The organism is Clostridium sp. JNZ J1-5 (genome assembly GCF_053901425.1).
On sequence record NZ_CM132773.1, the window covers coordinates 3,154,638 to 3,169,751 of the forward strand.

Annotated in this window: 8 protein-coding genes and 1 rRNA gene; 8 read left to right on the top strand and 1 reads right to left on the bottom strand. The window is 35.7% G+C overall.

Translation table 11 applies throughout. The annotated features are described in order from the left end of the window. Positions 1-247: 247 nt before the first annotated feature. Positions 248-2,551 carry a phage/plasmid primase, P4 family gene (locus tag ACWW38_RS15120; RefSeq protein ID WP_456258359.1) on the bottom strand — a complete coding sequence of 768 codons (2,304 nt, stop codon included), beginning with the start codon at positions 2,549-2,551 and terminating at the stop codon, positions 248-250. Positions 2,552-3,186: 635 nt separating this feature from the next. Here ACWW38_RS15120 and ACWW38_RS15125 point away from each other — a divergent pair. The 8 genes from ACWW38_RS15125 to ACWW38_RS15160 all read left to right on the top strand — a co-directional run bounded on the left by ACWW38_RS15125 (position 3,187) and on the right by ACWW38_RS15160 (position 15,096). Next, entirely contained in the window at positions 3,187-3,387 is a 201-nt protein-coding gene (locus ACWW38_RS15125) for a type II toxin-antitoxin system prevent-host-death family antitoxin (RefSeq protein WP_053430236.1), read from the top strand. A gap of 76 nt (positions 3,388-3,463) precedes the next feature. Continuing rightward, positions 3,464-5,014: an N-6 DNA methylase gene (locus ACWW38_RS15130; RefSeq protein ID WP_456258360.1), complete on the top strand. Its 1,551-nt coding sequence runs from the start codon at positions 3,464-3,466 to the stop codon at positions 5,012-5,014. 12 nt (positions 5,015-5,026) lie between these two features. After that, positions 5,027-6,265, top strand: coding sequence for a restriction endonuclease subunit S (locus tag ACWW38_RS15135; RefSeq protein ID WP_456258361.1), 1,239 nt, complete (start codon positions 5,027-5,029; stop codon positions 6,263-6,265). Beyond that, the gene (locus ACWW38_RS15140; protein ID WP_456258362.1) at positions 6,265-7,155 is read left to right on the top strand and encodes an FRG domain-containing protein; all 891 of its coding nucleotides are present in this window, start codon (positions 6,265-6,267) and stop codon (positions 7,153-7,155) included. Before ACWW38_RS15135 ends, ACWW38_RS15140 begins: the two co-directional genes overlap by 1 nt. Before the next feature lies 1 nt (position 7,156). Continuing rightward, on the top strand, positions 7,157-10,252 hold the full coding sequence (locus tag ACWW38_RS15145) for a type I restriction endonuclease subunit R (RefSeq protein ID WP_456258363.1): 3,096 nt from the start codon (positions 7,157-7,159) through the stop codon (positions 10,250-10,252). Between the two features lie 273 nt (positions 10,253-10,525). Continuing rightward, positions 10,526-11,479 carry a 1,4-dihydroxy-2-naphthoate polyprenyltransferase gene (gene menA / locus ACWW38_RS15150; RefSeq protein WP_456258364.1) on the top strand — a complete coding sequence of 318 codons (954 nt, stop codon included), beginning with the start codon at positions 10,526-10,528 and terminating at the stop codon, positions 11,477-11,479. A gap of 848 nt (positions 11,480-12,327) precedes the next feature. After that, positions 12,328-13,068 (top strand): NADPH-dependent oxidoreductase, encoded by a 741-nt coding sequence (locus ACWW38_RS15155; protein ID WP_456258365.1) that lies wholly within the window; start codon positions 12,328-12,330, stop codon positions 13,066-13,068. Between the two features lie 516 nt (positions 13,069-13,584). Further along, positions 13,585-15,096: ribosomal RNA gene (locus tag ACWW38_RS15160) — 16S ribosomal RNA — on the top strand. The last annotated feature ends 18 nt before the right edge of the window (positions 15,097-15,114 follow it).

Sequence of the window (15,114 nt, forward strand, 5' to 3'; positions counted from 1 at the left end):
AAATTTTATTAATGTGGGGTATATACCCCGTTTGAAACCGCGTTTTTTTACGCGTTGCCCCACGCCCGTTGTCCAGATGAAAAGGTGTGGAGATTTGACCTCCCCTAGGGGCTGGTATTAACACATAGGGTTGTTTCCAGTGGTCTTAAGCTTTGTAGCAAGATGTCGCAGGTAAAAACTAAACTCTCTATACGAGAGCGATTTTTTATATAACCTGTTTTTCTTGCTACAAGCTGCTACACTGTGTTTAAATAAGAAGAAATTCTTCTTCTGTCAGCTTATATCCGATAAGCATTGTGGTCATTCCACCACCAGAACGTGGTCGTTTCCGTTCTACACGGGCGATAGCTGTTAATGCTTGTTTGAAGTTTCTTGCATTCTCCGAATAACATCCATTGGCACTGCACCAACGCTGATACCGGGCATACACTTCAGATGTCCGCACCTCACTGTTAGGACTTTCCTCCAGGGCATCCTCGAAAAATAATGCTATTTTATCGCTGTCACGTTTATAAGCCTCCGTTGCTGTCTTAACGGAATCAGGTAAAGTCAAGCCCTCCTCCTTTAACAACTGGTAGCCTTCAATTAGCCAGTTGAGGATAGCACTCTGATTCTTCGCTTTGGCGAATTCACGTTTTAAGTTTTTATCCTGCTCGCTTTCATCGAAGTGTCGTTCAAAAGGAATAATCACCACTCTGCCACTGGAAAACAGCGTCATATCCGTAATAACGGGCAGATAATTAGTGTTGATATACAGCTTAAACTTTGGCGAAAAATCAAAAGAATTCTCATGTAGAAACCTTGCGTTAATGGTGTCACCACCTGTCATGCTTTTTACTTGTGCAGCATTTAAGACAAGTCCTCTACTAGGTTCTGAGATATTTACAAAGCGTACTCCTGCAAGCCGGGCAATATCTTCACTTGGACTTGAACTGTTATTGTTCTTTTTCAGACTGATAGTCTCTGGCCTTGCGGTACAGCCATAACTGCCTAATACCTTAAGAATGCTCTCACATAGCGTACCTTTACCGTTTCGAGTTGTAGCACCATAGAGAACAAACAGGCATTCATACCGAGTGTCTCCGCTGATACTGTAGCCAAAGGCTTTTTGGAGGAATTTTGCCTTTTCCTCATCTCCGCTCATAATCTCATGGATAAATCTATCCCATCGCTCGCTTTTTGCTTCTGGGTCATATTTAACGCCAGATATCTTTGTGAGTCTGTCCTCGCTGTTGTGGGGATGAAAATCCATGGATATTAAAAACAATGTTCCATTGGAACAGTTGAGCACCTGCGGGTCTTGGTCAAATTCAGCCATTGATATGGGATATACGCTCTGTGCATCCTTAAGCACCGTTTCTCGGTATCTTCTTGACTGCCACTTTCGGCAATAGTCAATGTATGCCTTTCTTTGATGTTCATCCTGAATAGTCAAAGCATAGGTTAGCAGTTGGTTAGCCAATGATTTACACATTTCCATCACTTTGAGATTACCGACATCAGGAATCCAAATACCATTCTCATAGCAAAACCACATTTTCCTTTCAGGAACATAGCGGGCAAAAGACTTATAATAATCAGCAAACAACCTGCTTGCCCCAATATCCGTCCAAGGGTAGCGATCGTTACTCTCAGGCTTAAAGCCAGTAAGAGAACATTCACCAAAATCCTCTGTAGATGATGAACGCTTACCACCTGGTTTGTATATTTCAGTAGCATTTGCGATTGCTTTTTCTATGGTTATCATTCCATAAGTACTGCCGGACTGCGGTCTATTCCATTTATCTCGCATTAGGCCGCTCTGCCGGAAAAGTCTGTCCATCTGTCCAATATCCCTGCCACACCAAAATGCCAGCATACCGCAAAGTGCCAAATCAGCTTCACTGGCAGAAGCATAGCCTGATGTATCCCCTTGCCATAATGCTTTGAACCTTTCTCCATTTGCCGATTTTAATGCCTTCTCAATAACAGACTTGTCAGACAGATAGGATTGACTTTCTGTATCCTGAAGTTGCTTCACAGGGGTAGAACGTAGCATATACTTGTCTAGTATCATCTGAAGCTCATTCGATTTCTCCGCTATCTCTCCATCTGCAAACATATTTCCCGTTACGGTAACAAAGCGATTAATAGCTCCAGCCACATAGACCTCAACTCCCAGCTTTCTGTTATTGATATAGTATTTTGTTTTGTCAAAGTTATAGCCAGTGGCCTTAAAGAAAATATGAAGCCCTTTTCCAGATGGACTGTGTTCCATATAGCAACCACTAAAAGCCTCTACAACACTTTGGGAAATAGGCTTAAGCTTACCGCTGCTATCAAAGCAATCATCTAAGTCGATAACACATATGTCATTACCCACCAAAAATCCGATACCGTCATATTTACTTATAGCAGCTATCGCCGAACTAAAATCTTTAAATGTATCACGTTTATTTGGTTTTGCCCTTTTTCCTGTTACTGGATTATAGGGAACTTTGGTTTTTCTGCCACTTCGCTCTTCATATTTCCAACAGCAAAACTGTGGCTTACTTTTGAGTATCTGTGGCAAGTTATCATATTGTGGTTTCAGTTATTTCACCTCCTTGCCTGTTAAAAATGACCCGAAACGCTACTGTTCCAGAGGGTTTGCCTTGTTTGACACAACCTCGTTATCTTTCAAGGAATGCGCTCGGAATTATCGTCATGGCATATTCTGCTTGAAATATCTCTTGCATTTCGGGGTATTCAGTTGTCAAGGAGCAGTGAGAGAAAAACTATGCTTTCATTGGGGGATTATTTTTCCTCTCACTTTATAGCCACGGTAGGGCACATTAGTTGAGGATTTTAGAAAAATAATTTTCTTCCTCATTCATAAGCGAAGAATTCTATTGATTCGAACCCCTTAAAATAAAAAAACAGCCTGTCTTTTTTCCGATAAAGACGGCTGAAATGCTTATGCTTTTGCTCAAATTTGAGCGAAAGTGGTATTAAGTTTAAGGAGGCTGAATGCTGTAGTTTTGGGTTTTTCAATTAGACTTTCCGACTTTTTTGTCTAAAAGTTTGATTCAGAGTCACCTATTTAAAATGAAATTTAAGAAATATATAATATCAAAAGTCATTACTTTTATCTAGTCAAAGGTATTTACAATTATAATGATTTTATGATATAATTATTCAAAATGGCTGTCTTAAGGAGGTGTCCATGTGGTAAATGAAAAAGGAAATCCAATACCAGAGTATCATTCTATTACTGAATTTTTAAAAGGACAGGCATCTCGAATATTCAGAGAGGTTAATGAAAAAGACAAGATAGTAATTGTTAACAAGCAGAATAAACCGCAGGCTGTTGTTATTTCATATGAAAGATATATAAGGTTAAAAGAGCAAGAAGGTGTCGACATATAATTGCTATCAGTTTGGTATGTAATTCATGAAAACCATGTTTAGCATTTAACATCATTAGTAATGGAGGAGTTTTATAATGGCTGAGTTAAGAAAAGAAGATTTATGGATAATGGCTGATAAACTTAGAAATAATATGGATTCTGCTGAATATAAACACGTTTGTTTAGGACTTATATTTTTAAAATATATTTCTGACAGCTTTGTCAAAGCATATGCAGAAATTTCACAAGATGAGTATGCAGATCCTGAAGACAAAGATGAATATACTGCTAAGAATGTTTTCTGGGTGCCCCAAGAAGCTCGTTGGGATAATATTGTTGCAAGAGCTAAAACACCAGAAATTGGTCAAGTAATTGATAATGCAATGTATACAATCGAAAAAGAAAATCCATCTTTAAGAGGAGTTCTTCCTAAAGATTTTGCTCGTGCTTCTCTAGACAAAACTGCCTTAGGTGAGCTTGTTGATTTACTTGCAAATATTGAAATTGGGAATGACCCAAACAAAGATACTCTCGGAACAGTTTATGAGTATTTTCTAGGTAAATTTGCTAGGGCTGAAGGTAAACTAGGAGGCGAATTCTATACTCCTAGAAGTGTTGTTGAACTAATCGTAAATATGATTGAGCCGCACGATGGAAGAGTATATGACCCTTGCTGCGGTTCTGGAGGAATGTTTGTTCAAAGTGAAAAGTTTGTAAAAGACAGGCAAGGACGAATCGACGGTCAACTTGCAATTTATGGACAGGAGTCCAATTATAATACATGGAGACTTTGCAAAATGAATCTTGCCATTCGTGGTATAGATGCGAATTTAGGTCAGCAGAATGCCGACTCATTCCACAATGATCAACACAAAAATCTTAAGGCGGACTACATCATGGCCAATCCCCCATTCAACATAAGCGATTGGGGAGGCGAGCGTTTAATTGATGATCCACGTTGGGGGAAATACGGAATCCCTCCTGCAGGTAACGCTAACTACGCTTGGATTCTACATATGCTATATCACTTGGCTCCGAGCGGTACAGCTGGTTTTGTTCTTGCTAATGGTTCTCTTTCGTCGTCCACTATAAGCGAATACACAATTCGTAAAAACTTAATAGAAGATGACAAAATTGATTGTATTGTAACCTTACCAGGTGGATTATTTTCGACCACCTCTATTCCTGTATGCCTTTGGTTTATAACAAGAAACAAATTAAAAAATGGGCATCGTGATAGACATGGTGAAATACTCTTTATTGATGCACGCAATATGGAAACTGAACCACTAGAAGATAGCCGTACACAACGAAAATTAACAGATAAAACCATCGATGATATTACATCAATTTATCATGCTTTCAGAAATCATGAAAAGAAAGCAATAAGAGCAGATGGTGCAGAAATAACCTATGAAGATAAGCAAGGTTTTTGGAAAATTGCTACTCTTGATGAAATCCGAGCAAAAGATTATAACCTTACTCCTGCAAGCTATGTGGGTATCACTCCTATTGAAAAAGATACTGAGCCGTTTGAAGAAAAAATGAGCAGGTTGACAATGAAACTTTCAAAGATTATAGCAGAATCAAAAGAAATTGATGCATTGATTCAAGAGCAGCTTAGTAGCATAGGATGGAAAATTTAAGGTGGTGAAGAAATGTCTAAATATCCTATTTATACCGTAGAAGAATTAATAAATGAAAATATTATTGAACCCCCAATGGACGGCAATCATGGAAAAACTCACCCTAAAGTTTCAGATTATGTCGAGGAAGGTATTCCATTTATAATGGCAAATGATTTGTCAAATGGTGAAGTTAACTTTAGTTCTTGTGCGTATATTTCCAAAGAACTTTCAAGTACTCTAAAAAAAGGGTTTTCTAAATGTGGCGATGTACTTCTGACGCATAAGGGGACTATTGGGCGAACAGCTATTGTAGATGATACTCATTGTGAAATTGTTCTAACCCCACAAGTAACTTATTATAGAGTTAAACACAAACTGAATAACTATTTTCTTAAATATTATTTTGATTCTCCAATATTTCAAGCTATATTAACTTCTGTAGCAGGAGCAGGTAGCACAAGACCATATATAGGCATTACAGCTCAAAGAAAGCTGCCTATTATATATCCACCTATAGAAGTTCAGAATAAAATTGTAAGTATTTTAAGACCACTTGATTTAAAAATAAAATCAAATAATTCAAGAATTAATATATTGTTTTCAATATTGTTTGAACTTTATAATAACTGGTTTTCTGATTTTAGTTATTCGAATGCAACCAAAGAGTTGGATAATGTTATTCCAAAAGATTGGGTAAAGTCAAATGTTTTTAACAACATAATTGAAGTTAAAGAGAAAAATAAAGAAAATAACGACTATCCAGTACTTTCAGTTGTAAAAGAAGGTGAATTTAAGCTTTCTGATGATATCTTTACCAAACAGGTATACAGCAAAGATACTACCAATTACAAAATTGTAAGACGTAATCAGGTAGCATATAATCCTGCTAGAGCAAATATTGGTTCCATTGCTATGCTGACTGATTTTGATGTTGGGTTAGTAAGCCCAATATATGTTGTCTTCGAATTGAAAGAGACCATAACCCCAACTTTTTTCTATTATTATATGAAACAGCCTATGTTTTTAGAAAATATCAAGCACCATGCTATAGGTACAACACGCCAGAATTTTCCGTTTGAAGCATTTAAAATGTTTGATATAATCGTACCTCCAATGGAGCTTCAGTTGCGATTTGAAGAAATAGCAAAACCTATAGAGCAGAAAATTGCAAAACTAAAAGAAGAAAATGCTGTTTTGGCTGAAATAAGAGATACTCTTTTACCAAAGCTTATAAGCGGAGAATTACCAGTGGAAGTAGGTGAAGCATAATGACTGATTATGAAGAATATGTACAAGAAGCATTCGAAGAGGAAGCTACAGTTTTTAGTGTTGGACACTTATTCGACAAGATTTCAAGATATAATAGCACAATTATTGAAAACAACACAACAGGCACTTTGCTATTTAGAGGGCAAGCAAATATTGACTTTCCAATGGATGCTAGTATTTTTCGCAACAACATGATTAGTAAAGAAACAGCTTTAATTAATGACTTGATTTTGCAAGAACCATATGAGTTTGGTAATCACATGACTGATTTTGAGCAGCTCGTGAAAATGCAGCATTATGGGCTTCCAACAAGGTTAATTGATGTTACAACAAATCCTCTTATAGCTTTATATTTTGCCTGCTCTGATAAAACTTGCGAAGATAAAGATGGCGAAATACTTATTCTTATAGAATCATTACAGCGTCCAACAGAAAAACAAGTACAGTATTTTGCTGCACTTGCTGAATATGATGGAAAAAGCATTGAAGCTTTTGTCGACTATTTTGTTCAAAAAGGTTTAATAAATAATGCTTTAGATTATAAAGAAAAGAATGAAAAACTTGAGAACATATTTAGAACAAAATATATTCCTGTTGTTGCCCCCAAAAATAACGAACGAATTAAAAGGCAAAATGGAGCTTTCTTACTACTGGGTATAGACATTGAAAAACCAGATTATTTTCTTAAGAACACATTTAATTTAAAGGATCAGCTTATTAAAGACTTTGGCGATGGCATTCCACGCTCATTGGTTATTCCGCAAGAGCACAAACAATCGATACTTAAAGAACTAGATATTATAGGTATTAATGAAGCTTTTGTGTATCCAGAGCTTGAACATCAGACTTCATACATAAAAAGCAAACATCACATAAAGGTAGGTGAGTGATATGTCAAATTTTATTGAATACCATCTTGAGCAAGCAGTAATGGAGTGGTTTCAAGATTTAGGCTACCAAACAATTTATGGCCCAGATATCTCACCTGGCGGCAGTTTTGCTGAACGGGAGAGTTTTGGAGATGTTGTCTTGTATGATCGTCTGCACAGTGCCCTCAAGAGAGTTAACCGACAGTACCCTGATAAGGTAATTGATGATTTGGTAAAAAAAATAACGCGCCATCAAAGTATGTCTATCACACAGAACAATGTCGCTTTTTTTAAAATGATAACTGACGGGATCGACGTAGAAATACGAAAAAAAGACGGAAATGTAAAAACTGAAAAAGCCTATATTTTCGATTTAACAGACATTGATAATAATGAATTTTTAGCTGTAAACCAGTATACAATTATCGAGAATGGTAAAGAACGTCGTCCCGATGTTGTTGTCTTTATAAACGGTATACCGCTTGCAATCATTGAATTGAAGAATGCGTCCAATGAAGATATTGGTATTGTTGAAGGCTTCAATCAATTACAAACATATAAAAAAGATATTCCTACTATTTTCAATTACAATGCTTTCTTAGTTACAAGCGATGGAATAAACGCAAAGGTAGGAACAATTTCTTCAGATTTTGATCGTTTTATGTTTTGGCGAACTGTTGATGGAAACGGTGAAGCACCAGAATCTTCACCTCAATTGAAAGTAATGCTACAAGGAATGATGGACAAAAAACGTATTTTGGACATAATATCTAATTACACGTTTTTTGTTCATGAAGAGGATAAATCTTTTAAGATACTTGCTGGTTATCACCAGTATTTTGCAGTAAAAAAAGCATTATATAAAACACATATTGCTGCTGCAGAAAATGGAGATAGAAAAGTAGGTGTTATTTGGCATACACAAGGAAGTGGAAAAAGCTTTTCCATGCTAATGTATGCCCGACAATTAGTTCTTGAGCTAAACAATCCTACGATAGTTATTATTACAGATAGAAACGATCTAGATGATCAGCTTTACGGAACATTTGCCAAAAGTGCTCACTACCTACGTCAAATTCCAAAGCAAGCAGAAAACCGAAAACAATTAAGAGATTTATTAAGTGTTGAATCTGGTGGAGTTATATTTACTACTATCCAGAAATTTCTGCCTGATGAAAGTGATCAAAGTAATGAAGCACTAACAAATCGTCGTAACGTAATAGTAATTGCAGATGAAGCACATCGTAGCCAATATGGACTAGAAGCAAAAGAGAAGGATGGCAAGGTATCTTTTGGATTTGCTAAATATATGCGCGATGCTTTACCAAATGCCTCTTTTATAGGTTTTACTGGTACTCCAGTAGAATTGAGTGACAAAAACACACCTGCATTATTTGGAGATTATATTGATATCTATGATTTAACGCAGGCAGTCAAAGATAGAACAACCGTTCCTATATATTATGAAAGCCGAATTGCTAAGCTTGATATTCCTCAGGAGTTCAAGCCTAAAATAGATATTGAATATGCAGAAATTGTAAAAGAACAAGAAGAAACATATGTAATCAATCAACAAAAAAAGTGGGCTAGACTTGAAGCTCTTGTAGGAACCGATACTCGTCTTGATGTTATTGCAAAGGATTTTTTACACCATTATGATCTGAGACAGAATGCACTCAGTGGCAAAGCTATGTTTGTAACAATGTCTAGAAACATAGCTGTTAAACTATACTCAAAAATTATTAAATATCGTCCAGAATGGCATAATTCTGAAGTGGATAAAGGAACAATCAAAGTTATTATGACATCTGCTGCGTCAGATCCACCAGAATTCCAGATGCACTCAACTACTTCTGCTCAGAAAAAAATTCTTGCAAAAAGGATGAAAGACCCGCATGATGAGTTAAAGGTTGTGATTGTTTGTGATATGTGGCTAACAGGTTTCGATGTTCCGTGTTTGCATACTATGTATATTGATAAACCTATGAGCGGGCATAACCTAATGCAAGCTATAGCGCGAGTCAATCGTGTGTTTAAAGATAAACCTGGTGGATTAGTTGTAGATTACATCGGTATAGCTGATAATCTTCGAAGTGCCCTTGCACAATATACCCCTTCTGATAGAAAAACAACTGGTATTGATCCTCAGGTTGCAGTAGATTTAATGATGGAAAAATATGAGCAAATAAAAGGTTTGTTATACGGATTCGATTATAGCTGTTACTTAGATGGTACAGCATCTCAAAGAATAGATTGTATAGTTAGATGTGTAGACTTCATTCTTGGAAAAAAAGAAGAAGAAAAAAAAGACTTTCTAAACTTTGTAGTTGAGATAGGAAAAGCATATGCTCTGTGCGCCACATCAGAAAAAGCACAAGAAATTAACCTTGAGATAAGTTTTTTTAAAGCGGTCAAAGCCGGAATAATAAAATTGTTACCCAAGGGTAAACCTAAGAAAACAAAAGATCAAGTTGAATATGAAATAGAACAACTAGTTTCAAAATCTGTTATTTCAGAAGAGATAGTAGATATTCTTGCAGCGGTAGGCTTAAATCGACCAGATATATCCATACTTTCTGATGAATTTTTAGAGGAAGTTAAAGGGCTTCCGCAAAAAAACTTAGCATTAGAACTATTACGAAGATTGCTTGATGGTAGAATTAAGGCGATTTCTAGAAAAAACGTTGTTCAAGCTAAAAAATTCTCAGAAATGCTAGAAGCATCAGTTAATAAGTATGCTAAACGGTCAATCGAAACTGCTGAAGTTATAAAGACGCTTATCGAAATGGCAAAAGATTTAAATAGTCTTCATAAAAGAGGTGAAGAACTAGGTTTATCTGATGATGAGTTAGCATTTTATGATGCTATATCTGAAAATGAATCCGCCAGAGAATTCTATGAAAATGATGTGCTGAAGCAAATTGCAAAAGAACTAACAATTAATATACGAAATAGCATGAAAGTTGACTGGGATGTACGTGAAAGTGTACGTGCTCAGATGCGCATTACCGTTAAGCGGCTTCTACGTAAATATAAGTATCCACCTGATAAACAGGCAGATGCAGTTAAATTAATTATTGAACAAGCAGAAAAAATGTCTGAAAATGAATTACAGTAAAATGACGAAAGACAAAGACCAGCCATTTCAAGTACATATGCTTGGATATGGCTGGCCTTTTTGCCTCCGCTTGAAGCTGCTCATTTAAGTTTTTCTTCAATCCCTAAGTGAACGCTTCTTTAGGGCGATTTTTATTTTATTAACATTACACTATAATAGATAATAAATGGTAATTAAATTTTAAAAAGATATACGTATTTTAAAACTAAGCCATTTTAGATTATGATACAATAGTTTAGAAGATAAAAACAAATTAGGGGGAATGAGCTAAATATGTCATTAAGTAGTTTCTTGAAATTAGTGGAAATTCAAACTAAAGTTGCTAGTATTATACCATTTTCACTAGGTACACTTTATGCTTTGTATCATTTTCATAGATTTAACTTTAAAAACTTTGTATTTATGCTTATATCATTATTAGCATTTGATATGGCAACAACTGCTATAAATAATTTCATGGATTATAAAAAAGCTAATAAAACTGAGGGATACGGATATGAAAAACATAATGCAATTGTAAGGGATAATCTAAAAGAATCAGCAGTTTTATGTACTATATTTATGCTTTTAATTATTGCTACAATATTTGGATTTATGTTGTTTTTGAATACAAATATTGTGATACTTATTATAGGTGCTTTATCATTTTTAGTAGGAATTCTGTATTCTTTTGGTCCATTGCCAATATCTAGGATGCCGTTAGGCGAAATTTTTTCAGGACTATGTATGGGATTTGTAATTGTATTTATATCTACATACATACATGTATATGATGAAAATATAGTTTCGTTTATGTATGAAGATGGTATTTTAAGTATGGAGATTAATGTTTTGCAGTTATTGTACATTTTCTTAATTTCACTGCCGGCAGTAAGTGGAATTTCAAATATTATGCTTGCTAATAATACCTGTGATATTGAAGAAGATATTGAAAACAAACGATATACATTGCCAATTTACATAGGTAAAAAGAATGCTTTAAAGCTATTTAAGGCTTTGTACTATATAAGTTATATTGATATAATAATTTTATTAATATTGAAGATTGAACCTATACTAGGTTTCATTACAATACTTACTATAATTCCAGTAAGAAAAAATATTATTCTATTTTATAAAAATCAAACCAAAAAAGATACATTTGTTTTAGCAGTTAAAAATTTTGTGTTAATAAATGTAACTCAGATAATAGCAATAGCTTTAGGGAGTCTAATAGAATATATTTAAAATTAAACAAAAATGAAACTAATATGTGACCAATGTTAAAATCACATATAAGGGAAAATATGTATATTTTCATAAAATGAAAAATTAAATAAATATAAAAAGTTAGTGGAATAAATTAATTTATTCCACTAACTTTTTATATTTATATTTATAGGTTTGTTTGGGGTAGCTAATTATTTTTAAATTGTACTAATGGGTTTTCAATAAGTTAGATGCTCCTAGTAGGAGTCATCTTCTTATATTTTTCATTAATACATCAATAAGTATAAGTTATAGCTAATACTAAAAACTAGTCTAATTGATGTATCTTGTACCTTTATGATACTATATAGAGAAAAATATGTCAATAATAATTTGTATTTATTAATAATGATTATTGGAAATCTAAAATAACTGAGAAAAATAATTTTACTAATTCAAATTATTTTTCTCAGTTACTTTAGATAGGAGTTATTAAATGATTAATACTAAACTCTACCCATAGTTTAGTAAATAAACTGTGGGTAGAGTAAGAGGATATAATGGTTAAGTTTGAAAACTGGGCTATTAAAAACTTTGTCTTTGGTTTAGTAATTTAATTGAGGTAGGGAATTAATCATGTTTACTAGTACATAAAATATATTTACTAAATATATTTTATGTACTTATTATACAATGCAAATAAAAACTTGTCAATAAAAATATGTATTATGTAATAAAGATTATTAATTAAAATTCGAAATATAAATTAGAAAAAAGTGTTAAGAATATTTAATATATCGATAAGGGGGGATATGTATAAAGTTTTTTGAAAATAAAGAAAATAATAATTAATAGAGTTAAGTTATATCTAAAAAGGAGAGAAAAATATGAATGAAGTAATAAAGGTAATTAAAAATCACAGATCTATAAGAGATTATTTAGATAAGCAAGTTTCAGAAGAGATTATCGACATTTTAATTGAAGTTGCGCAGTCTGCGCCAAGTTCCATTAATGGACAGCATACAAGTGTTATAGTTATAAGAGATAAAGAGAAGAAAGCAAAAATTGCTGAACTTGCTGGTGGACAGCCATGGATAGGGACAGCACCAGTGTTCTTTACATTTGTTGGAGATTTTTATAAAGCTAAAATAGCAGCTGAAAAAGTAGGAAAAAATCTTATAATTCCAGAAAGTGTTGAAGGCATTCTTGTCATGGCTGTAGACATTGGTCTTGCTATGCAAAATGTAATAACTGCTGCTGAGTCATTAGGACTTGGAATAGTGCCAATTGGAGGAATTCGTAATAGTCCAGATGAAATGATAAAAATTTTAAATTTACCAGAATATACTTATCCTATAGTGGGCTTAGCTATAGGATATCCAGCAGATTGTTCTGAAAAAAAGCCAAGAATGCCAAAAGAAGCATTTAGACATGATGAAATATATGATAAAGAAAAGCTTCCAAAGCTTATTGATGAATATGATGATATATTAAGGGATTATCTAAAGAAAATAGGAAGGGCAGAGGAAATAAATTGGAGTGAACAAACTATGAAATTTTATCAATATAATTATTTTCCTAAGGTTTATCCAACAATGAAGATGCAAAGATTTAATAATGACAAATAATAATATTTACTGGTACAATCACGTACCTCTCATATCGATATAATGTAGAAAAATAAGACTATGTTTTAAGAGATTGTTGATGACTTATAGTATCGAAAATAATTCTAAATTTAGTATAGCTTATAATGCACTCAGCAATCTTTAAAACAGAGCCCAAAATAAATATACAGAATACATATCCAAGCGTGTCCAATTAAGAAAAATGAAAAAAAACAGAGTAATTTTAAGAAAGATGAATTTAATTCATCTTAAAAGGCTAAAAATAATATATAAAGTTTTATATTTATGATAAGATAGTCAATGTCGTCGCAAGGGCGACCCAGTAATATTAAAACTGGAAACAGCTAATGAATTTGAGAAGATTAAAAAAATTCAAAAAAGCTGTTGACAATAAAGTTTCGAATTGATATAATGAATAAGCTGTCAAGGGACAGCAACAGAAATGGTCTTTGAAAATTAAACAGAATTAAGGTAAAAAGAAATGCCAGTCAATAAATTTGAGTAAGATTAAACTTTTAAATTGAGAGTTTGATCCTGGCTCAGGACGAACGCTGGCGGCGTGCCTAACACATGCAAGTCGAGCGATGAAGTTCCTTCGGGAATGGATTAGCGGCGGACGGGTGAGTAACACGTGGGCAACCTGCCTCAAAGTGGGGGATAGCCTCCCGAAAGGGAGATTAATACCGCATAACATTATCTCTTTGCATGAAGAGATAATCAAAGGAGTAATCCGCTTTGAGATGGGCCCGCGGCGCATTAGCTAGTTGGTGAGGTAACGGCTCACCAAGGCGACGATGCGTAGCCGACCTGAGAGGGTGATCGGCCACATTGGAACTGAGATACGGTCCAGACTCCTACGGGAGGCAGCAGTGGGGAATATTGCGCAATGGGGGAAACCCTGACGCAGCAACGCCGCGTGAGTGATGAAGGTCTTCGGATTGTAAAACTCTGTCTTTGGGGACGATAATGACGGTACCCAAGGAGGAAGCCACGGCTAACTACGTGCCAGCAGCCGCGGTAATACGTAGGTGGCAAGCGTTGTCCGGATTTACTGGGCGTAAAGAGTATGTAGGCGGACATTTAAGTCAGATGTGAAATCCCCGGGCTTAACCTGGGAGCTGCATTTGATACTGGGTGTCTAGAGTGTAGGAGAGGAAAGTGGAATTCCTAGTGTAGCGGTGAAATGCGTAGAGATTAGGAAGAACACCAGTGGCGAAGGCGACTTTCTGGACTATAACTGACGCTGAGATACGAAAGCGTGGGGAGCAAACAGGATTAGATACCCTGGTAGTCCACGCCGTAAACGATGAATACTAGGTGTCGGGGGGTACCACCCTCGGTGCCGCAGCAAACGCAATAAGTATTCCGCCTGGGGAGTACGGTCGCAAGATTAAAACTCAAAGGAATTGACGGGGACCCGCACAAGCAGCGGAGCATGTGGTTTAATTCGAAGCAACGCGAAGAACCTTACCTAGACTTGACATCTCCTGAATTACTCGTAACTGAGGAAGTCCCTTCGGGGACAGGAAGACAGGTGGTGCATGGTTGTCGTCAGCTCGTGTCGTGAGATGTTGGGTTAAGTCCCGCAACGAGCGCAACCCCTATTGTTAGTTGCTACCATTAAGTTGAGCACTCTAGCGAGACTGCCTGGGTTAACCAGGAGGAAGGTGGGGATGACGTCAAATCATCATGCCCCTTATGTCTAGGGCTACACACGTGCTACAATGGCCGGTACAATGAGATGCAATCCCGCGAGGGGGAGCTAAACTTATAAAACCGGTCCCAGTTCGGATTGTAGGCTGAAACTCGCCTACATGAAGTTGGAGTTGCTAGTAATCGCGAATCAGCATGTCGCGGTGAATACGTTCCCGGGTCTTGTACACACCGCCCGTCACACCATGAGAGCCGGTAACACCCGAAGCCCGTGAGGTAACCGTAAGGAGCCAGCGGTCGAAGGTGGGATTGGTGATTGGGGTGAAGTCGTAACAAGGTAGCCGTAGGAGAACCTGCGGCTGGATCACCTCCTTTCTAGGGAGAAATGAAAGC